The organism is Kitasatospora aureofaciens, from assembly GCF_019192735.1.
GTDB lineage: Bacteria > Actinomycetota > Actinomycetes > Streptomycetales > Streptomycetaceae > Kitasatospora > Kitasatospora aureofaciens_A.
Window position 1 is genome coordinate 89598 of sequence record NZ_JAHTKP010000021.1, and the last position, 18139, is coordinate 107736.

Annotated in this window: 20 protein-coding genes; 10 read left to right on the forward strand and 10 right to left on the reverse strand. The window is 71.7% G+C overall.

Annotated features, from left to right (window positions below; translation table 11 throughout):
* Positions 1 to 166 precede the first annotated feature (166 nt).
* The 3 genes from KV557_RS21500 to KV557_RS21510 all read right to left on the reverse strand — a co-directional run bounded on the left by KV557_RS21500 (position 167) and on the right by KV557_RS21510 (position 1360).
* Complete coding sequence (locus KV557_RS21500) at positions 167 to 625, reverse strand: hypothetical protein (protein ID WP_218202641.1); 459 nt, start codon at positions 623 to 625, stop codon at positions 167 to 169.
* Between the two features lie 83 nt (positions 626 to 708).
* Positions 709 to 1149: an NUDIX domain-containing protein gene (locus KV557_RS21505; RefSeq protein WP_218202643.1), complete on the reverse strand. Its 441-nt coding sequence runs from the start codon at positions 1147 to 1149 to the stop codon at positions 709 to 711.
* 19 nt (positions 1150 to 1168) lie between these two features.
* Positions 1169 to 1360 (reverse strand): hypothetical protein, encoded by a 192-nt coding sequence (locus KV557_RS21510; RefSeq protein WP_218202644.1) that lies wholly within the window; start codon positions 1358 to 1360, stop codon positions 1169 to 1171.
* A gap of 130 nt (positions 1361 to 1490) precedes the next feature.
* Between KV557_RS21510 and KV557_RS21515 the strand changes: the two genes are divergently transcribed.
* Genes KV557_RS21515 through KV557_RS21525 form a run of 3 tightly spaced genes read left to right on the forward strand, consistent with a single transcriptional unit; the run spans position 1491 to position 3116 of the window.
* A complete protein-coding gene (locus KV557_RS21515; protein WP_218202724.1) occupies positions 1491 to 2321 on the forward strand; it encodes a helix-turn-helix domain-containing protein in 831 nt (276 codons plus the stop codon).
* Positions 2318 to 2524: a DUF397 domain-containing protein gene (locus tag KV557_RS21520; RefSeq protein WP_218202645.1), complete on the forward strand. Its 207-nt coding sequence runs from the start codon at positions 2318 to 2320 to the stop codon at positions 2522 to 2524. The genes KV557_RS21515 and KV557_RS21520 overlap by 4 nt, the downstream gene beginning before the upstream one ends.
* Positions 2525 to 2540: 16 nt before the next feature.
* Positions 2541 to 3116 carry a GNAT family N-acetyltransferase gene (locus tag KV557_RS21525; protein ID WP_218202646.1) on the forward strand — a complete coding sequence of 192 codons (576 nt, stop codon included), beginning with the start codon at positions 2541 to 2543 and terminating at the stop codon, positions 3114 to 3116.
* A gap of 140 nt (positions 3117 to 3256) precedes the next feature.
* Here the strand turns inward: KV557_RS21525 and KV557_RS21530 are convergent, their stop codons facing one another.
* Entirely contained in the window at positions 3257 to 3781 is a 525-nt protein-coding gene (locus KV557_RS21530) for a MarR family winged helix-turn-helix transcriptional regulator (protein WP_218202647.1), read from the reverse strand.
* 140 nt (positions 3782 to 3921) lie between these two features.
* Between KV557_RS21530 and KV557_RS21535 the strand changes: the two genes are divergently transcribed.
* The 3 genes from KV557_RS21535 (at position 3922) to KV557_RS21545 (ending at position 6808) form a co-directional block, all read left to right on the forward strand.
* Positions 3922 to 4839, forward strand: coding sequence for an EamA family transporter (locus KV557_RS21535; RefSeq protein ID WP_218202648.1), 918 nt, complete (start codon positions 3922 to 3924; stop codon positions 4837 to 4839).
* Positions 4840 to 5018: 179 nt separating this feature from the next.
* Complete coding sequence (locus KV557_RS21540) at positions 5019 to 5825, forward strand: serine hydrolase (RefSeq protein ID WP_218202649.1); 807 nt, start codon at positions 5019 to 5021, stop codon at positions 5823 to 5825.
* A gap of 23 nt (positions 5826 to 5848) precedes the next feature.
* Positions 5849 to 6808, forward strand: coding sequence for a hypothetical protein (locus KV557_RS21545; protein ID WP_218202650.1), 960 nt, complete (start codon positions 5849 to 5851; stop codon positions 6806 to 6808).
* 16 nt (positions 6809 to 6824) lie between these two features.
* Here the strand turns inward: KV557_RS21545 and KV557_RS21550 are convergent, their stop codons facing one another.
* The 4 genes from KV557_RS21550 to KV557_RS21565 all read right to left on the reverse strand — a co-directional run bounded on the left by KV557_RS21550 (position 6825) and on the right by KV557_RS21565 (position 10847).
* Entirely contained in the window at positions 6825 to 7493 is a 669-nt protein-coding gene (locus KV557_RS21550) for a hypothetical protein (RefSeq protein ID WP_218202651.1), read from the reverse strand.
* A gap of 92 nt (positions 7494 to 7585) precedes the next feature.
* Positions 7586 to 8620 (reverse strand): TolB family protein, encoded by a 1035-nt coding sequence (locus KV557_RS21555; RefSeq protein ID WP_218202652.1) that lies wholly within the window; start codon positions 8618 to 8620, stop codon positions 7586 to 7588.
* Complete coding sequence (locus KV557_RS21560; protein ID WP_218202653.1) at positions 8617 to 9930, reverse strand: MFS transporter; 1314 nt, start codon at positions 9928 to 9930, stop codon at positions 8617 to 8619. The genes KV557_RS21555 and KV557_RS21560 overlap by 4 nt, the downstream gene beginning before the upstream one ends.
* A gap of 5 nt (positions 9931 to 9935) precedes the next feature.
* Complete coding sequence (locus KV557_RS21565) at positions 9936 to 10847, reverse strand: alkaline phosphatase family protein (protein ID WP_218202654.1); 912 nt, start codon at positions 10845 to 10847, stop codon at positions 9936 to 9938.
* 233 nt (positions 10848 to 11080) lie between these two features.
* On the opposite strand from KV557_RS21565, the gene KV557_RS21570 reads away from it, so the two are divergent.
* A complete protein-coding gene (locus KV557_RS21570) occupies positions 11081 to 12298 on the forward strand; it encodes a cobalamin biosynthesis protein (protein WP_218202655.1) in 1218 nt (405 codons plus the stop codon).
* Positions 12295 to 13341: an Rv2231c family pyridoxal phosphate-dependent protein CobC gene (gene cobC, locus KV557_RS21575; protein WP_218202658.1), complete on the forward strand. Its 1047-nt coding sequence runs from the start codon at positions 12295 to 12297 to the stop codon at positions 13339 to 13341. Before KV557_RS21570 ends, cobC begins: the two co-directional genes overlap by 4 nt.
* Here cobC and KV557_RS21580 read toward each other — a convergent pair.
* Complete coding sequence (locus KV557_RS21580) at positions 13328 to 14119, reverse strand: MOSC domain-containing protein (RefSeq protein WP_218202660.1); 792 nt, start codon at positions 14117 to 14119, stop codon at positions 13328 to 13330. The two genes, cobC and KV557_RS21580, sit on opposite strands and share 14 nt — an antisense overlap.
* A 256-nt stretch (positions 14120 to 14375) precedes the next feature.
* On the opposite strand from KV557_RS21580, the gene KV557_RS21585 reads away from it, so the two are divergent.
* A complete protein-coding gene (locus tag KV557_RS21585; RefSeq protein ID WP_218202662.1) occupies positions 14376 to 14987 on the forward strand; it encodes a DUF4232 domain-containing protein in 612 nt (203 codons plus the stop codon).
* A 102-nt stretch (positions 14988 to 15089) separates the two neighbouring features.
* Here KV557_RS21585 and KV557_RS21590 read toward each other — a convergent pair whose 3' ends face one another.
* Positions 15090 to 15617, reverse strand: coding sequence for a hypothetical protein (locus tag KV557_RS21590; protein WP_218202665.1), 528 nt, complete (start codon positions 15615 to 15617; stop codon positions 15090 to 15092).
* A gap of 193 nt (positions 15618 to 15810) precedes the next feature.
* On the opposite strand from KV557_RS21590, the gene KV557_RS44125 reads away from it, so the two are divergent.
* Complete coding sequence (locus tag KV557_RS44125; protein WP_308130000.1) at positions 15811 to 18069, forward strand: N-acetylmuramoyl-L-alanine amidase; 2259 nt, start codon at positions 15811 to 15813, stop codon at positions 18067 to 18069.
* Positions 18070 to 18139 lie beyond the last annotated feature (70 nt).

Genomic DNA, 18139 nt, shown 5'->3' on the forward strand with positions numbered 1-18139 from the left:
TCAGAGAACAACACGGTGAGAGTTGACATAGCCCAACGCCACTTCGGAACACGTTCCGAAGTCAATCGACAATCGCCCGTTCGGTACCGGGAGCGTCACGCGGCGAGATTACGGCACCCCCTTGCCGGGCCCGTCCCGGGGTTCTCGGCGCGACCACCCGGCCCCTTCAGAACCCGCTGCCGGCGAAGGTGCCGTGCAGCGGGTCGGCGCGGTAGCAGGTGGCGCAGCGGAGGCGGGTGTAGATCGCCACCGGGCCCATGATGACGTCCTCGCGGCCGTCCGCCGGGGATTCGGAGGCGGCGGGCTTGCCGCAGATCAGGCAGGGGCGGGTCGCGCGTTCGGCGATGGAGCAGGCGCGGCAGAGCATGCGCTCCGGGGTCTCGGCGTGGACGACCACGGGTTGGGGGCCGCCGGCGCAGAGGTGCTTGCAGAAGGTCCAGGTGTCGCTGGCCTCGGCGGCCAGCATCCTGGCGCGGGCCTCCCGCTGCCAGCGGGCTGCCTTCTGCACCGGGATCGTGACCGGCGCGCCCCAGCCGGAGGCCATGAGCCAGTCGGCGCCCTCGGCGCCGGCGGCGCGCAGCTGGTCGTCGATGGCGATGTCCCTGGGCGTCCTGTCGTCCTTCATCGGCCTTCTCCTCCGGTCCGGTTCTGCCGGGACTAACGCGGCCGGGGATTGGTTGGATACGCGAACTGCCCCGCTCTGCCGCGCTACTCGGGCGGAGCGCCGTCCACGAGCACCGGGAGGATCGAGCCGAAGGTGTAGAACGCGAGCGCGTGGGCGAGGCGGCGGTGGTCGTCGGGCGCGAGGACGTCAGGGAACACCGATTCGTCCACCCAGTGCACGGCCCGGCGGTGTTGGACGGCCGCCGCGTCGTCGAGGGTGAGGCGGCCGCCCCAGTGGATGAAGGTGAAGGGACGACGGGCTGCGGTGTAGTCGGCCACGAGGAGGCAACGGAGGGCGCGGACGAGGCCGGTCGCGGATTCGAGGTGCCGGCGGGCGGCGAGGTGGGGCGGCTCGCCCTTGCCGGCGGCGCCCCCGGGGAGGGTGAGGGTGGTGCGGTTGGAGGTTTCGACGAGCAGGACCTGGCCGGCGTCGTTGAGGACGAGGGACTGGTGGCGGGAGGGGACAGCACGCAGGGAGTTCAGCAACGGGGGCTCCTTCGGGGGGTTAGGCCGCGTCGAGCGGCTGGATGTTCTCGGGCTTGGTGGACCATTCGCAGCCACCGCGCTCGGGCCGGAGGTAGGCGGCGGCGCCGAGGGTGTCCAGGTAGATGCCTTCGAGGGGCCGGCCGTCGGGGTCCTTGCGGCCGAGGTCGCGGACGACCTCGCCGATTCGGGGCCGATAGGGGGAGTTGGGCATAGGGGAACTCCAGGGGTATTGCTCTCCGCGCCCGATTACTCACGGGGTGTAGCCATAGTGGCCATGTTCTGCCTACGATGACCAGAGCCTCAACGTTGACGGCTCTGTCGTGTGAAAGGTCTCAGTCGCCATAAGCGATCAGGAAGTTGACCCGACCTCATCCCCAGCCGCCAGATTCGGATGGGAACTCCGCAGATCACGGCGGGCAAAGGGCTGGTCCCAGGTCGGTCTGTCGAAGCGCATGGGGTACTCGAATACGCTCGTGTCGTACGTCGAACGAGCGAAGCGTGCTCCCACAAAGAACTTCGCTGTTAAAGCCGACGCGGTCTTCGAGACCGGGGGCACGTTCTACGAGCTATGGCGCCGGTACGCGAAGGCCAGTTTGCTGGAGGGCTTCCCCGAGTTCGCCGACGCCGAGGCGCGATGCCGCCGCCTGCGCACGTTTGCGCTGACGGTCGTCACGGGACTGTTCCAAGTGCCGGAGTACGCCGAGGCACTGGCGTACGCAGCTTTCCAGCGCGGCGCAATCACGAAGGTCGAGGCGGAGGAACGAGTGGAGTTCCTGGCCACCCGTCAGCGTCTGCTCAGCCAGAGGAAGCCACCACTGCTCCACGCGGTGTTGGACGAAAGCTGCCTGGTGCGGCCGGTCGGCGGAAAGGCTGTGATGCTCAAGCAGCTTGACCACATAGCGGAACTGGCCTCCCGGCCGAACATCACCTTCCAGGTGGCGCCGTTCCACCTGGGCGAGCACCTTCCGTTCGCGCTGCCGGTAACCCTGCTGGACCTCCCGGATGGCTCGGTGGTCGGATACGCCGAATCGCATGCTCGTGGCCACTTGGAGCGAACCCGCGAGACGGTCGCAGCCTGGGAGAGACAGTACGATCAGCTAGTGGTGGAAGCCCTGCCCAAGGCAGCATCCCTGGCATTGATCCACAAGGCTCGAAAGGAGCTAACCCCATGAACTCCGACCTGTCCGGCGCGTCTTGGATCAAGTCGTCGTACTCCACCAACGGCGGTGAGTGCGTGGAGATCTCCCGCAGCTTCCCGGGCACCATCCCCGTCCGCGACTCCAAGGACCCCGAGGGGCCGGCACTCCTCTTCCCCGCCGGGTCCTGGCAGTCCTTCGTCTCCGCCGTCCGCAACGGCGAGTTCGGCGCTAGGTAGCGCTCCCGATACCGCCATGACCTCCTTCTGGACGGGCGAACGGGTGCGCCTCCGTGCCATCGAACCCGACGACTGGTCCGCGCTCATGCGCTTCGACGAGGACTCCGAGTACCAGCGGGCGGGCAACGCAGTCTCCCCGCCCCGCTCGGCCGACTGGTACCGCGGCTGGTCGAAGGAGCAAGCAGCCGCCAAGTCCGACGGCGACACCTTCCAACTCGCCGTCGAAGCGCTCGACACCGGCGAACTCGTCGGACTCGTCGGCTCCTACGAGGCCGACCCCCGCGCGGGCCGCTTCACCGCCGGCATCACGATCGGCACCGAGTACCAGCGCCAGGGCTACGCGGCCGAAGCGGCCATCCTCCTTCTCCGCTACATGTTCACCGAGCGCCGCTTCCACAAGTGCGAGACCCGCGCCTACGCGTACAACGAACCGTCACTCGCCCTCCAACGCCGCCTCGGCTTCGTCGAAGAAGGCCGCCTCCGCTACCACACGTACCAAGCAGGCCGACACCACGATCTCGTCCTGATGGGCATGCTGGCCGAGGAGTTCACGCACCTGCACCCGGCCACTGACGACACCGCACCGAGCTGACCCCACCGACCGTCACATGCCGCAACAGGTGCTGGAGCATGTCGAAGGCATCGGCCGGACACGGTAGACGCGGCCGGTGACAGCCGTTGCGCGAGAAGTCGGCCCGTCCGACTTCTCGCGCGTCATACGTCCCAGCCGCCCTACAACCGCTCGGTGTCACCGTGCGCGACGAGGAGCTTCTTCAGCAGCGCGTCGAGCTGGACGCGCTCCTCCGGATCGAGGGCGGCGAGGATGCGCTCCTCGTTGCGGACGTGGCCGGGCATGGCCGCATCGATCAGGTCCTTGCCGGCCGGGGTGAGGCGGACCAGGACGGCGCGACGGTCGTTCGGGCAGGGGTTGCGCTCGACGAGGCCCTTGGCGGAGAGGCGGTCGACGCGGTTGGTGATCGCGCCGGACGTCACCATCGCGGACTTGAGCAGGGCGCGGGCGTTGAGCTCGTACGGCTCGCCGGACCTGCGGAGCGTCGCCAGGACGTCGAACTCGGAGGAGTCCAAGCCGTGTTCGGCGAAGTACTCGCGCAGGGCGGTGTCCACGCGGACGTTCAGACGGCGCAGCCGGCCGATCAGGGCGATGGGCTGGCTGTTGAGCTCGGGGCGGGTCCGGGACCACTGATCGACGATGTCGTCGACGGTGTCGCGCTCGTGCTCCTGCTCCTGCTCCTGCATGGCCTTCCGCCTTCCCACAGCCTGGATGGGGACCGCATGTAGCTTAACGGCTTTATCTTAACCTTCACATACTTGACGTTCGCACGTCCTGGGCGTAGAACTTATCTCAACGTTCAGATAATCAACGTTGAGGGGATGCCATGGACCGGAACCGCATCGGGGTGGCCGCCACCGCGGCCCTGGCCCCGGCCGCCTGGGGCACGACGTACCTGGTCACCACCCAGCTCCTGCCCGAAGGCCGCCCCCTGCTGCTCGCCGCCCTGCGCGCCGTCCCGGCCGGGCTGCTCCTGCTGCTCCTCGGGCGCAAGCTGCCCAAGGGGCGCTGGTGGGGGCGCGCCGCCATCCTCGGCATGCTCAACATCGGGTTCTTCTTCCCGCTCGTGTTCGTCGGCGCGTACCGCCTGCCCGGCGGGGTCGCGGCGACCATCGGGGCCATCCAGCCGCTCCTCGTCACCGGGCTCTCGATCGGCGTGCTCGGCGTACGGCCCGGGCGGCGGGCCGTCCTCGCCGGACTCGCGGGCGTCGGCGGCGTCGCGCTCCTCGTGCTCAAGAGCGGGGCGCGGCTGGACGGGATCGGCATCGCCGCAATGGTCACGGCGATCGCGCTGATGGCCATGGGCACCGTGCTCACCCGCCGCTGGGGCAGGCCCGAAGGCGCCACCCTGCTCGACCTCACCGCCTGGCAACTCCTCGCCGGCTCGCTCTTCCTCGTCCCGCTCGCGGCCGTGGTCGAGGGCGCGCCGCCCGCCCTGAGCGCCACCAACCTGGCCGGCTTCGCCTACCTCGGCCTCTTCGGCACCGCCCTCGGGTACGTGCTGTGGTTCCGCGGCATCGCCCGCCTCGGCGCCGGCCCGGCGTCCTTCCTCGGCCTGATCAACCCGGTCATCGCCACGGTCGGCGGCCTCGTCGTCCTCGACCAGACCCTCACCCCGTGGCAGATCCTCGGCCTCGTCATCGCCCTGGCCGCCCTCCTCGCCGGCCAGGCCCCCACCCGCACGCCCACCCCAGCAGACGCGCTGCCAGCGCCCGCCCGCGAACCAGTCACCGCAAGCCGCTGAGCCCCCTGTGCCCCGCCGAGCACCCGCTCGGCGGGGCACAGCACTTTGGCAGCGGGGGCCGGAGCAGGGCCGGAAAAGGCAACAGGGACAACCGCCGGACGCGGCGGCATGTGCGGCCGGCAGCCGGGTAGACGACTGTCAGCCCGACTCACCCGTTACGGGAGGAATGGATGGCCCTGATGATCGATTCCGACGGAGTGCGCGCCGCAGTAGCCGCACAGATCGAGGAGTTCGCGCAGGGCGGCGGCGGAGTCGGGGTGCGCAGCGTCCTGGTGAAAACCCTCGGTGCACCGCAGCTGACCGTCGCGCACCAGGCGGACCGCGTGCTGCCCGCCGCGAGCCTGGCGAAGATGATTCTGGGGGTCGCCCTCTTCGAGGCCGGCGAGCGCGGCGACCTCGATCTGGACGCGCGGATCCGGGTCGGCGAGCTGTCCACCACGATGTACCCGAGCGTCATGCAGGCCTTCGACCCCGAAACCACTGTCACGGTCCGGGAGTTGTGCGGCTTCTCGCTGGTGACCAGCGACAATCCGGCGGCCGAGTACATCCGTTCGGTGCTCCAGCAGGACCGGATCGACGCGGTGATCAAGGAACTTCGACTCAACTCGACCGCCTTTCCGGCCGGCTTCTCCGAACGCGAACTCGGCCCGCTGGGGCGCGTGAACACCACCACGGCGCAGGACATGCTGCGACTCGTCGAGCACATCGACCGGACACCGCATCTGGAGCCGCTGCGGCGCTACCTGGTCAACTACCTGCGGAACGACCGGATCCCGTCCCGCCTGGACGACGACGTCCCGGTGCGGCACAAGACGGGCAGCCTGCGGGGCGTGGTCAACGACGCCGGCATCGTCCTGCATCCGGACGTTCCCATTGCCATGGTCTTTCTGACGGACAGTCAGTCCGATAACGTTCGCACGGCGCGGGAGATCGGGGAGGTCTCCGAACGGATCGTCCGGATCATCACGGAGGGGGCGGCGCACTGACGCCGCCTGCGGGGGGGTGAAGCGTGGCTCTGCCTCGGGAACGACAACTGCGCAAGGTCCTGGTCCTGGTCAACGTCCTCGCGCTGACCACCGGACTGGTCTGCGTCGTGGTCGCCTCACTGCTCACGCACCAGCAGGTGCTCGCAACCGTCCTGAGCCTGATCGGCGGCGCCTTCGTCTCGGCGGCAGTGGTGACGCTGGCCATCGGATCGCTCACCGTCCGCGAGGCCACCGAGCAGGTCGACAGCGCGGTGCTTCGCGGCATGCAGGATGTCCTCGGCCCAGTGCGCGACCCACTGTTCGCCGGGGCGTTGTCCGCCTACCGCTACGACTGCATGCTGGCGCCCGCGCCGGCCGGTGACGCCCACCCCGACTACCTCTACCAGAGCTTCCGGATCTCCTACCGGGTCGACAGCCTCCCCCGGACGGTGAGCATCGTCTGCCTGGCCTCCAACGACGACGCCTGCCTGGACCGCTTCACCGGGCCCGAGTACCTGCTGCGCTGGATGATCGACGACAACCTGGACCCGGACGACCCGGAGATCTTCACCATCGGCGCCGTCCGCGTGGACAACCGGGACCTGGAGCGGAAGCCGCCGGTGCACGAGACCGTCGCGGGCGGGAAGGCCCGGATCGACCAGTTCTCGGTGCCGCACGACGCCCAGGTCACGGTGGGCCATCTCGTCGAGTTGAGCGTCGTCGCGCGCAAGTTCGTCGGCAACGACCGGCGGGTGCGTGTCCAGGCGCAGGTGTTCCGCCATGTCACGGACGCCGAGTACCGGCTCACCATCGACCCGGCGCTGAAGCCCACCCGCCTGGGCGTCAACGCGTCGGAGATCAGCGCGCTCGGGGCCGCCCACGGAGCCAGTGTCCGGACGACTTTCCCCGCACCGTTCAACAATCTCGCCGGGCTGGTTCAGCTGCCCTTCCCGCTTCAGCCCGGGAGCGTCATGGCGTTCACCATCGACCGCGACGTGTCCTGAGCCGCCGCGCCTCGGGTCAGCCGGTGGCGCGGATGTAGATGTCGGCGGCGCCGGGGAGGGCGCCTGGGATGGTGGAGACGTAGATGCGGCGGGTGGGGGTGGGGGTGATTGTGGTGGCGGGCGACGGCGAGGGGGCCTCGGTGGGGGTGGGGTCGTCCTCGGAGTCGGTGGGCTGGAGGCCTTGAGCCACCGGGTCGGCGGTGGGCGAGGGGGAAGGCGGGGCGTCCGAGGGTTCTGGGAGTTCTGGAGCGGCCGTGGGTTCGTCGCCGCCGAGGGCGGTGGTGAGGTCGGGTGGGAGGGGGGCGGCGGGGCCGGGGGCGGGGAGGTCGTAGGCGCGCAGGAAGTCGCCGAGGCCGACGCCCGTGCCGCCCGCGACGCGGTAGTGCAGGTAGGCGACGGCGGAGCCGTCGGCCGCGTGGGTGTAGACGGCGCCGACGGGGACGTAGTAGCGGTCGGCGCCGGGGTGCTGGGAGGGGTGGAGGCCGGCGAGGCGTTCGGCGCGGTCGCGGTCGGTGTCGCGGCCGCCGCGGCCGAGGGTGAGGGTGTTGATGCCGCGCACCAGCAGGGCGGCCGCGACGGACACGCAGAGCACCAGGCCGACGGCGACGGTGCGGCGCAGCACCGGGCGGCCGTGCAGGGCCGGCCAGGAGTCGGCGACCATGCGCTCGGGCGGGATGCCGTCCACCGTTGTCGTTCCCCCGTTCGATCCCCGTTTGATCGATCCATGTTCGATCAAATCATCACTGTGCTCGACGAGGGACCGTGGCCGAGAGTTCCTCAGCCCACGTAGGCGGGTGCGACGGCGGCCTGGGTGACCCGCCGGGCGGTGCCGCTGCCGTCGGCCGGGACGGTCCACAGGTCGGCGCCGTAGTCGCCGGGGAGGGCGTAGAGGAGGGTGCCGGTGTCGGTCCAGACGGCCTGGTCGTCGATGTTGCGCTGTTCGGCGGTGGCGGTCTCGGTCATGGTGGCGAGGTCGAGGACGTAGAGCCGCCAGGGGGCGTCGGCGGACAGGCCGGGGACGCGCTTCTTGTACGCGATGCGGGTGCCGTCCGGGGAGAGCGAGGGGCACTCGACGTTGTCGTGGAGGGTGGTGAGGGTGCGGGCGGCGAGGTCGCCGCGGACGAGGTGGGTCTGGCCGCCGGTGGCGAGGGTGGCGTAGAAGGTGTTGTCGTCGGCGAAGGTGACGCCCCAGATGTTGATGTCGTGCGCCTGGTAGGGCCGGCCGTCCTTGATGATGTCGAAGGTCTCCAGGTTGTCGCGGAGGTTCCAGTCGCGGACGTCGACGATGGAGGTGCGGGTGGAGAAGTTGGTGCCGGCGTAGGAGTCGCCGCTGACGAAGACGGTCCAGGCGGCGAGGTGGCCGGAGGGCGAGACCCGGGAGCGGGTGGGGATGCCGGCGGCGGGGAAGGAGCGTTTCTCCTTCAGGTGGTCGTCGAGGACGACGGCGCGGTAGGTGTCCTCAAGAGCGCCGTGTTCGGCCTGGAGGCAGATGCCGGTGCCGCCGGCGGCGTAGAAGCGCAGGCAGTGGACGCCGGAGGCGGTACGGGGGCCGTCCGCGTGGTCGGCGGGGACGGCGGTGAGTTCGTCGCGGTGCGGGCCCCAGGCCATATTGCGGAACACCAACTGCCGCCCCCCGGAAGGCGTTTGGAGCGTGACGTGGCCCGGGCTGACGGCGGGTCCGCCGGGCTGGGCCTGGTCGCGGCGGGCGGTGCGGTCGGCGGCGTAGAGGACGGCGCCGGTGCCGACCGCGCCGAGCAGCAGGACGGCGACCAGGAGGACGAGGATCCTGGTCCGGTTCTGGAGCTGGTTCACGAGGGCACCTCACGGGTGGGCTCACGGAGCACGACGGCCGCGCCGACCACGCACAGCGCGAGCGCGCCCGCAGACCAGGCGAGCGCGTCGGCGCCGCCGATCGCGCTCCACAGCGCGCCGAACAGCAGGGAGCAGGCGAACCGGGCGAGCGCCTGTCCGGTGCCGACCAGCGCGAGGCCGGCGCCGCGCTGGTCGGCGGGCACGGCGTCGGCCGCCGCGGCGGCGAGCACGCCGTCGGTGGCGGCGTAGAAGGAGCCGTGCAGGACGAGGACACAGAGCACCGCGGGCAGGCCACGGAGCGGCGAGAGCAGCAGCCCGTACGCGAGGAGCAGCACCGCGTGCCCGGCGAGGAAGAGCCGGCGGCGGCCGATCCGGTCGGCGAGCGCACCCAGCGGAACCGCCAGCAGCAGGAAGGCGGCGGCGGTGCCGAGCGGCAGCAGCGGGAACAGGTTGGTGGCGAGGCCGAGTTGGCGCTGGACGAGCAGGTAGAGGAACGAGTCGCTGACGGTGGTGAGTCCGAGCAGGACGGCGCACAGGGTGAGCCGCCGCAGGCCGGGGAGCCTTAGCAACCGAATCCCATCACGCAGCGAGGGAGTAGAAGTTGATGTTTCGTCACTACCGAGCCGATTCGGCACGAACAGCAGCAGCACCAGCACCCCGAGCGCCGCGATGCACGCGCTGACGGTGAACACCGCGTCGTAGCCGTGCCGTTCGCCGCCGTCCGCGAGCAGCGGGCCGCCCGCCAACCGCAGCACCAGGAACGCGGTGAGCGGCCCGAGCAGCGCGCCGGCGGTGTCCATCGCGCGGTGCACGCCGAACGCCCGCCCGCGGTGCTCGGGTTCGGTGGCGAGCGAGATCATCGCGTCGCGCGGGGCGGTGCGCAGGCCCTTGCCGGTGCGGTCGACGGCGATGACGGCGCCGATCAGCGGCACGGTGTGGGCGAACAGCAGCAGCGGCTTGCACAGGGCCGACAGGCCGTAGCCGACGGCCGCGACCGCCTTGTGCCGGGCCGCGCCGTCGGCGCCGCGCCGGTCGGCGAGGTGGCCGCCGGCGAGGCGGACGAGCGCGCTGAAGCCGTTCTGGATGCCGTCCAGCAGCCCGAAGCCGAGCGGGGACAGGCCGAGCCCGGTGAGCAGGTAGAGCGGGAGGACGGCGCTGACCATCTCGGACGAGATGTCGGTGACCAGGCTGACGGTGCCGAGGGCGACTACCGCCCCGGGCACGGCTGCGCGCAGGGCGGCGCCCCGTCGCCCCGGCGCGGTGGCCGGGGCGACGGGGGCCTTCGAGCTGCGGGAGTCCGCGACGTACACGGGCGTCAGTTCCAGATGCCGGTGATGTCGCTGCCGTTGGCGGCGTTGCCGGCGTGGGCGTTGACGGCGGTCAGGTCCTCCAGGGTGTGCAGCACGTCGTAGTGGTTGTACGTGGTGCCGGTGCTGCTGCCCGGGGTGACGTGGCCGCCGTAGATCACGGTCGGGATGCGGTTGCCGGCGAGGCGGTTGTCCTCGTCGAAGGTCATGATGAGCAGGCTGTTGTGGTCCTTGGCCCAGTTCGCGTACGCGGCGAGGTTGTTCTGGATCCAGGAGTCGCCGGTGCCGACCGAGCAGTCGTGCATGTCGCTGCAGAGGTCCGGGACGACGAACGACACCTTGGGCAGGGTGGTGTAGTCGGTCGGGAACGCGTCCATGCCGTAGGCGCTGGAGGTGGGCACGTTGCCGAAGCCGAACCACGGGTTGTGCTTCTGCGCGTAGTTGCCGACGCGGCAGTCGGTGGCGCCCGCGCCGGGCAGGCCCTCGTTGTAGCTGGCGAAGGTCTGGCCGGTGGCCAGCAGCTCGGAGGCCAGGTTGGGCTGCTGGAGGGCGCCGATGTCGACGCAGCTGTCGTCGGTGATGCCCTGCGCGCTGCCCGAGAACAGCATGTAGTAGTTGGGCTGGCTGGGGTGGGTGAGCGCGTACGACTGGGTCAGGGTCGCGCCGCCGGCCACCAGGGTGTTGTTGACGTAGGGAGCGTCGGAGCTGCCGATCACCTGTGCGTACTCGTGGTTCTCCATGATGACGACGACCACGTGGTCGGGCGTCGGCAGGGCGACAGTGGTGTCGGCGGCGGCGTTGCCGCTCGCGGCCCACAGGCCGAGCGAGCCGGCGGCGAGGCCGAGGGCGGCGGCGAGGGCCGTGAGGGTGCGGCGACGGGGAGGTGTCGTACCGGGGGTGCGCAGTCGTGCGAAGGGCATGGGGGTCCTCCGTGCGTTGGGTCTTCCGGCTTTGGGGCGCCGAGAACCCTAGGATCGCGGCGTGTCGTGTACCGCACAAGACAAGTGAAGAACAGACGAACAGCTGCCGCCCGTCGGCGGTCGACGTCACAGCCGATGTCACAGCCTCCGTCACAGCCGTCCCGATTGACCCGTTCCGGCCGGGCGTGGTGGGATCACCGGGGCTTTCGGTGAAGGCGGTGAAGGAGCGGGACGTGATCGGACTGGTCGCCGTCGACGGGACGGTCCGGCCGCTCGCCGACGAACTGCACGCCGCCTGGCCGGACAGTAGCAGCGTCTACCGGGCCTCGCGCGGCAACTGCATGGGCCCGCCCGAGGCGCTTGAGTTCGCCCTGGGCCGGTCCGCGCAGGTGGTCTGTTTCGCGCCCCTCGCGACGATCGTCTCCCTGCTCGGAGGCTGGGGCATCGACATTCCCCGGGGCAAGGGCCTGCTCTGCGTGGACCCGCAGCGGCGGTACGTGATCCCGCTGACCGGCCGGGACTCCGGCGCGGAGGAGCTGGCCCTGGAGGTGGCGGCCGTCCTCGGCGTCACGCCGGTGCTCACCGGCCGCCCGCTCCGGCCCGAGGGAGCGCCCACCGGCCACCCGTCCGGGGACGGACACACGGCCCCACAGGGCACCCGAACGGCCGATGCCCCCACGGACGCGCCGATCCTGCGGATCGTCGACCAGGAGGACCCCGGCGACGGCGATCTCGTCGTGCTCCCGCGCAAGCTCGTCGTCGGGATCGGCGCGGGCAGCGGCACCGAGCAGGCCGAGGTGATGCGGCTGCTGATGGCCACGCTGAAGGAGAGCGGCCTGGACCGGTCGTCGGTGGGACGGCTGGCCACCGTGGCCGGCAAGGCGGACCACCCAGCGGTGCGCTGGGCCCGCTTCTGCCTCGGCCGGGTACCGGTGGACGAGCACCCGGCGGACGTCCTCGCGGGCGTGCCGGTGCCGAACCCGTCCGCCGCGGTCGGCGCGGCGGTCGGCACCGCGAGCGTCGCCGAGGCGGCGGCGCTGGCGAGCGCGCCCGGCGGCGAACTCGTCGTCACCAAGCGGAAGTCGGCGACGGCGACGGTCGCGATCGCCCGGGCCGCGATGCGCGGACGGCTCGCGCTGGTCGGCCTCGGGCCCGGCGAGCACGACCTGCTGGTGCCACGCGCCCTGACGGAGCTGCGGCGCGTCTCGGCGGTGGTGGGCCCGGCACCGGCGGTCGAGGCGATCGCCGGGCTGCTGCGACCCGGAACGCGACGGATCGTGACGGACGACTGCGCCGAGGCGGCCGCCACCCTGGCCGCGCACGGGCACGCCGTCGCCCTGGTCGCTCTCGGTGACGGTTCCGCGCTGGGTGTGCCGCCCGGCCCGTACGACGTCGTCCGCATCCCCGGCCTGCCCGGCCCGCCCATCGAGTCTCAAGGAGACCCCGCGTGACCACCGCCGAACCCGACCTCCGCCACCACGGCGACGCCGAGGTGCGCGCCGACGGGCTCGGCCTGGTCGACCTGGCCGTCAACGTGCGCACCGGCACGCCCCCGCTCTGGCTGCGCGAGCGGCTCGCCGCCACCCTCGGTGAGCTGGCCGCCTACCCCGACCAGACGGCCGCGCGCGCCGCGGTGGCCGCACGACACGGCCGGCCGACGGACGAGGTGCTGCTCACCTCGGGCGCCGCGGAGGCGTTCGTCCTGCTCGCCCGGGTATTGACGTCATGTCATATCGTCGTCGTTCACCCGCAGTTCACCGAGCCCGAGGCGGCCCTACGGGACGCCGGGCACGCGGTGCACCGGGTGCTGCTGTCACCGGCGGACGGGTTCCGGCTGGGCGCCGTCCCCGAGGAGGCCGACCTGGTCGTCCTCGGCAACCCGACCAACCCGACCTCCGTCCTGCACCCCGCCGACGCCGTCGCCGCCCTGGCCCGCCCCGGGCGCACCCTGGTGGTGGACGAGGCGTTCATGGACACCGTGCCCGGCGAGCGCGAATCCCTCGCCACCGTACGGGACTTGCCCGGCCAGGTGGTCGTGCTGCGCAGCCTCACCAAGACCTGGGGCCTGGCCGGACTGCGGATCGGCTACGTGCTCGGACCGGCGCCGCTGATCGCGGCGCTCAGCGCCGCGCAGCCGCTCTGGCCGGTCTCCACCCCGGCGCTGGCCGCCGCCGAGGCGTGCAGCACGCCGGCGGCGCTGGCCGAGGCGGAGGAGGCAGCCGCCGAACTGGGCCTGTGGCGCGCGCACTTGCTCAAGGGACTGGCCGCGTTCCCGTCCGTGCGGGTGTACGGCGAGCCGGCCGCGTCGTTCGTGCTGGTCCGGCTGCCGGGCGCGGCCGCCGTCCGGGAGCGGCTGCGCGCGCACGGCTTCGCCGTCCGGCGCGGGGACACGTTCCCGGGGCTGGGCGAGGAGTGGCTGCGGATCGCCGTCCGCGACGAGGCGACGACGGACCGCTTCCTGGACGCGCTCGCGGCCGTGCTCAGCTCAGACTGACGGCGTCACCCACGGCCACCCGGCCGGACGCGAGCACCTGCGCGTACACACCCGCGCAGGGCAGCGCCGGCATGCCCTCCAGCGGCACCAGCCGGTTCTCCTCCGCGAGTACGCGCAGGGCGGCGGTGCTGCGCGGCAGCGGGCCGTGCCGCAGCGTCGGCACCGCGCAGCGCGGGGTCGGGATGACGATGCGGAGGCGGACGTCCGGGCCGATGCACAACTCGCGTCCTACCCAGGCGTTCTCGACGTAGCCCGTGTCCTCGGTGCGGATCACCAGGTTGGGGCGGTATCGCTCGGCCTCGGCCCCGGTTCGGGCGAGGGTGGAGGTGGTGAGCAGGTGCAGTGGGGCGAAGTCGAAGAACGTTCCGTCGGGGGCGGCCCGGCCGATCTCGTTGACGGTGACGGCGACTTCGGCGTCGATGCCGCGCGCCAACACCTCCTCGGGGACGGCCCGTTCGAGGGTCGCACCGGACGGGCGTTCGGTGATCAACCGGACCTTCCGCCCCAGCTGCTCGGACAGCTCGCCCTCTTCCACCGCTCGCCCGTCCGGCCCGCTGATCGCCACCCCACCTTCCGCGAGCGCAGCGGTGAACCCGAGCATCCCCGCCCAGAGCCGCGGATTCTTGGCACTGACCAGCCGCCCGCTCTCCGCGTCGAGCAACGCGAGCGCCCGGTCCCCGTCCAGCCCGCGCTCGGAGACCCCGGCAGCGTTCAGCTCCTCCCCCAGCATCGACTTCACCGGGTAGCGCCACAGCCGCTCCACCGTGCCTGTCCTCATGCCCCGGCCCACCCTCTCAGCATTGCGAAGTCGCCTTCCGGCAGCCCGAGTTTAGGGCCGACCCGCAGCGACCTCGTTCGAGGTCAGCCGACGGGAGGTAGGCACGGCCACGGCGTGATCCCCGCAACCGCGCCAACTCCCGTTCCGCTGCCGTCTGAAACAGGATCGGGATACTTCGCGCACCGGGCGGTGAACATGCGCGACGTACCGTACGGGAACAGCAGTCGCCCACCGGCAGCAGGAAGTTGGAGACACCATGCGCTCGCGTATCGCCCTCACGGCCGCCGCCATCGCCGCGCTGACGGCCACCGCCACGGCCTGTGGCCCGGACAACAGCGACACCTCGTCCGCCGCGAGCTCGGCCCCGACCACCGCCAAGCCGCCCGTCGCCGCGGCCCCCACCGCCACGCCGACGCCCACCAAGCCTGTGGCGGCCTCCCCCACCAAGTCGGCGGCGCCCACCCCCGGTGGAAAGGCCTGCGGCGCCAACGACCTCACCATCAGCGCCAGGCTGGAGACCCAGGCCGGCGGCTACATCCAGATCTCCGCCAAGGCCAAGCCCGGCGTCACCTGCACCCTGCCCGGCGAACACCCGGTCATCGCCTTCGGCTCGCGCGGCATCGAGGCCGGCAACGCCGAACAGGCCGTCGGCCAGCCCATCACCCTCACCGGAGGCGTCGTTGCCTACGCCGGCATCAACCCGAAGAGCACCAACAACGACCAGAGCGTCGAGTTCAATGACGTGATCGTCGCGATCGGCAACGCCGACCCCAACCCGGTCAGCATCCCCGTCGGCCACATCAAGGTCGACAAGGCCGTGGTCACCAACTGGCACATCAACGCGAAGGACGCCGTCCCCGGGGTGTGATCACCCGCGATCCGACCGCTCGGCGCCCGACCCACCGCAGTTCCTCCCCCAGCATCGACTTCACCGGGTAGCGGCGCAGGCGTTCCACCGTGCCGACGGCCCTCACTCGTCCTCCGCCCATTCCCTCAGCGCCGCGAAGTGCAGCTCCCCCAGGCCGGCCCGGGGGTCGACCCAGAGGGGCAGGGCCGGGGCCGGGTGGTGGGCGGCTATCCACTCGATGTCCTGCGGCCCGAGCTCGTCGTCCAGCCACACGAACGGGCGGCCGTCCGCCCAGGCGACCAAGTCCCGCGTCTTCCAGTGCAGGCCGTCCGGATCCTCCCGGAAGACCTCGGTCCAGCGGATGTACGGGAGTTCGGGCAGACCGATCCGGGGGCCGATGAAGGTGTTCGCCTCGTCCATCCACGTGGTCGCCCATACCAGCTCGTACGGCAGGGCCAGCAGCTCGGGCCCGTGCTGCGGGTTGAGCCACACCCGCAGCGGCTCCACGTCCTCCCCCGGCTTGGGCGCCTGGCGGGCCACCCAGGAGGCGGGCCGGACGCGGTGGGTGTCGTAGCCGTCCGGTCTGCGCTGCTCGGGCGCGGCGTAGGGGTTCAGCGGTCCGTCGACATCGAGGAGGAGAAGGGGCGTCATACCTGTTCATCCTGACCGGTGATGGCCGGGCTGACTACTGGCTTTCCGGTCGCGGGGTGTTAGCGTCACGGCGGCCCACAAAGGTCCGAGCTAAACCACCGTTTGAGCGGAAGGTCGGCACACTCCGTTGACACCCATACCCAGAGCGGCACACCGTCCGCTCGCCCCGCGCGCCCGGCGGAACCTCGCCGCCGTGGTGACCGCCTCGGCCGGCGGACTGGCCCTGCTGGCCGGCACGGCCTTCGGGATCGCCCCGGCCGCGGCCGCCGCTCCCCCGTCGGACACACTCCAGCAGCAGTTCCGGGCGGCGGCGGACGAGTTCCACGTGCCGGAGAGCGTCCTGCTCGCGCTCTCGTACCAGGAGACCCGCTGGGACTCCCACCAGGGCCTGCCGAGCACCACCGGCAACTACAACGTCATGGGGCTGACCCAGGTCGACGTCGCCGCGGTCGGCGCTGCACTCGCCGCCGGCCCGGGGCCCGACACGGTCGAGGGGCGCGGCGACGACGCCCCGCCGCGGCCGGTCAAGGGCACGCCCACCCCGCCCACCGTCCAGGACGGCCCCGAGCTGCACACGCTCGACGCGGCCGCGGCGCTGATCCACCGCCCGGCCGACGACCTCAAGCGGGACAGCGCGCAGAGCATCCGCGGCGGCGCGGCCCTGCTGGCGAAGTACCAGACGGAGAGCGGGAGGGGCGCCGCGGCGGACCCCGGCGCCTGGTACCAGGCGGTGGCCCGGTTCAGCCGGTCCGGCGACCCGGGCAAGCCCAACCCCTTCGCCGACCGGGTCTTCGACACTCTGCGCAAGGGCGTCTCCCGGCAGACCGCCGAGGGCGAGACGGTCACCCTCGCGCCGGTGCCCGCGCTGACGGTCACCCGCACCGCGACCCGCGCGGTGTTCACGTCCACCGCGACGCGCGCCGCCTTCGTCTCGACCGCGGCTGCGGCGGTCGACGACGGCACGGTCGCAACGTCTGCGACCACCGCCACCGCCACCACCGCCACCACCGCCACCACCACCACCGCCACCGCCGCCACCGCCGCCACCACCACCACGGTCGACGACGGCACGGTCGACGACGGCACGGTCGAGTGCCCCGCCGCCCTCGGCTGCGACTTCCAGCCCGCCGCGTACGCGCTGACGAACCCGCAAGACCCGACGTCGTACGGCAACTACACCAAGGCCAACCGCCCCGACGACGGCGACGGCATCCAGTACATCGTCATCCACGACACCGAGGGCGGCTTCGCCGGCTCGATCTCGGCGTTCCAGAACCCGAGCAACCAGGCCAGCGCGCACTACATCGTGCGGTCCTCGGACGGCCACGTCACCCAGCTGGTCAACACGAATAACGTGGCCTGGCACGCCGGCAACAAGACCGTCAACATGCACAGCATCGGCGTCGAGCACGAGGGCTACGCCTTCCCGACCGACCGCCCGACCTGGTACTCGGAGCAGCTGTACCAGTCGTCCGCGGCCCTCGTCGGCTATCTGGCGAACCGTTTCGGCATCCCGCTCGACCGCCAGCACATCATCGGCCACGACGACGTCCCCGGCCCGCTGCAGGCGAACGTCGCCGGCATGCACTGGGACCCGGGCACGTTCTGGGACTGGTCGCACTACATGGACCTGCTGAACGCCCCGCTCAAGCCCGCCATCGGCGGCACCCTGGCGGTCGGCGGCAAGGTCACCATCACCCCGGCCTTCGACGCGACCAACCAGCCCCCGGTGAGCGGCACCGCCGACCGCCCGGAGAACTTCGTCTACCTGCGCACCCAGCCCGACCCGAGCGCCCCGCTGATCAACGGCGGCTCCACCCGGGCCGCCGACTGGAGCGACAAGGCCGTCGCCGGCGCTTCCTACGTCGTCGCCGACCTGTGCGGCGACTGGACCGCCATCTGGTACGACGGCCAGGAGGCCTGGTTCTACAACCCCAACGGGCAGACCGCGACCGCCGACAACCGGCCCGGCCAGACCCTGCTCACCCCGAAGGCCGGGGCCGCGAGCATCCCGGTGTACGGGCGCAGCTACCCCGAGGCGAGCGCCTACCTCCCGTACCCGGGCATCACGGCGCAGACCGTGGCGCCGCTGAACGCGACCGTCCCGGCCGGGCAGTCCTACGTCGCGGCGAGCGCCACCCCGGTGCCGTCGGACTTCTACTACGCGCAGAACATCGACGGCAGCGCGCCCAACGACCGTACCCTCGTGGTCGGTTGTGACACGTACTACCCGATCCGTTACAACCACCGGCTCGCCTTCCTGAAGGCCTCCGACGTGGCGGGCGGCTCCACCGCCGAGCCCTGCACCCAGCCGCCCGCCCCCAGCGCGGGTGTGCTGCGCGGGGTCGCGTCCGGCCTCTGCCTGGACGTCACCGGCGCCGCGACGGCGAACGGTCGGCCACCGAGCTGTGGACCTGCGCCGGCGGTACGAACCAGAATGAACCTGATCTGACGCAACGTCAGTAAGTCCAGTCCGTCCGTGTGCCGGCGCCCAATCGGGCCGGTACACGGACAGTTCGGGA

Coding starts and splice junctions, on each gene's coding strand:
- KV557_RS21525 (WP_218202646.1), top strand. CDS start 2,541: ATGACCTCCTTCTGGACGGGCGAACGGGTGCGCCTCCGTGCCATCGAA.
- KV557_RS21590 (WP_218202665.1), bottom strand. CDS start 15,617: ATGACGCCCCTTCTCCTCCTCGATGTCGACGGACCGCTGAACCCCTAC.
- KV557_RS21530 (WP_218202647.1), bottom strand. CDS start 3,781: ATGCAGGAGCAGGAGCAGGAGCACGAGCGCGACACCGTCGACGACATC.
- KV557_RS21565 (WP_218202654.1), bottom strand. CDS start 10,847: ATGCCCTTCGCACGACTGCGCACCCCCGGTACGACACCTCCCCGTCGC.
- KV557_RS21500 (WP_218202641.1), bottom strand. CDS start 625: ATGAAGGACGACAGGACGCCCAGGGACATCGCCATCGACGACCAGCTG.
- KV557_RS21585 (WP_218202662.1), top strand. CDS start 14,376: ATGCGCTCGCGTATCGCCCTCACGGCCGCCGCCATCGCCGCGCTGACG.
- KV557_RS21580 (WP_218202660.1), bottom strand. CDS start 14,119: ATGAGGACAGGCACGGTGGAGCGGCTGTGGCGCTACCCGGTGAAGTCG.
- KV557_RS21520 (WP_218202645.1), top strand. CDS start 2,318: ATGAACTCCGACCTGTCCGGCGCGTCTTGGATCAAGTCGTCGTACTCC.
- KV557_RS21535 (WP_218202648.1), top strand. CDS start 3,922: ATGGACCGGAACCGCATCGGGGTGGCCGCCACCGCGGCCCTGGCCCCG.
- KV557_RS21510 (WP_218202644.1), bottom strand. CDS start 1,360: ATGCCCAACTCCCCCTATCGGCCCCGAATCGGCGAGGTCGTCCGCGAC.
- KV557_RS21540 (WP_218202649.1), top strand. CDS start 5,019: ATGATCGATTCCGACGGAGTGCGCGCCGCAGTAGCCGCACAGATCGAG.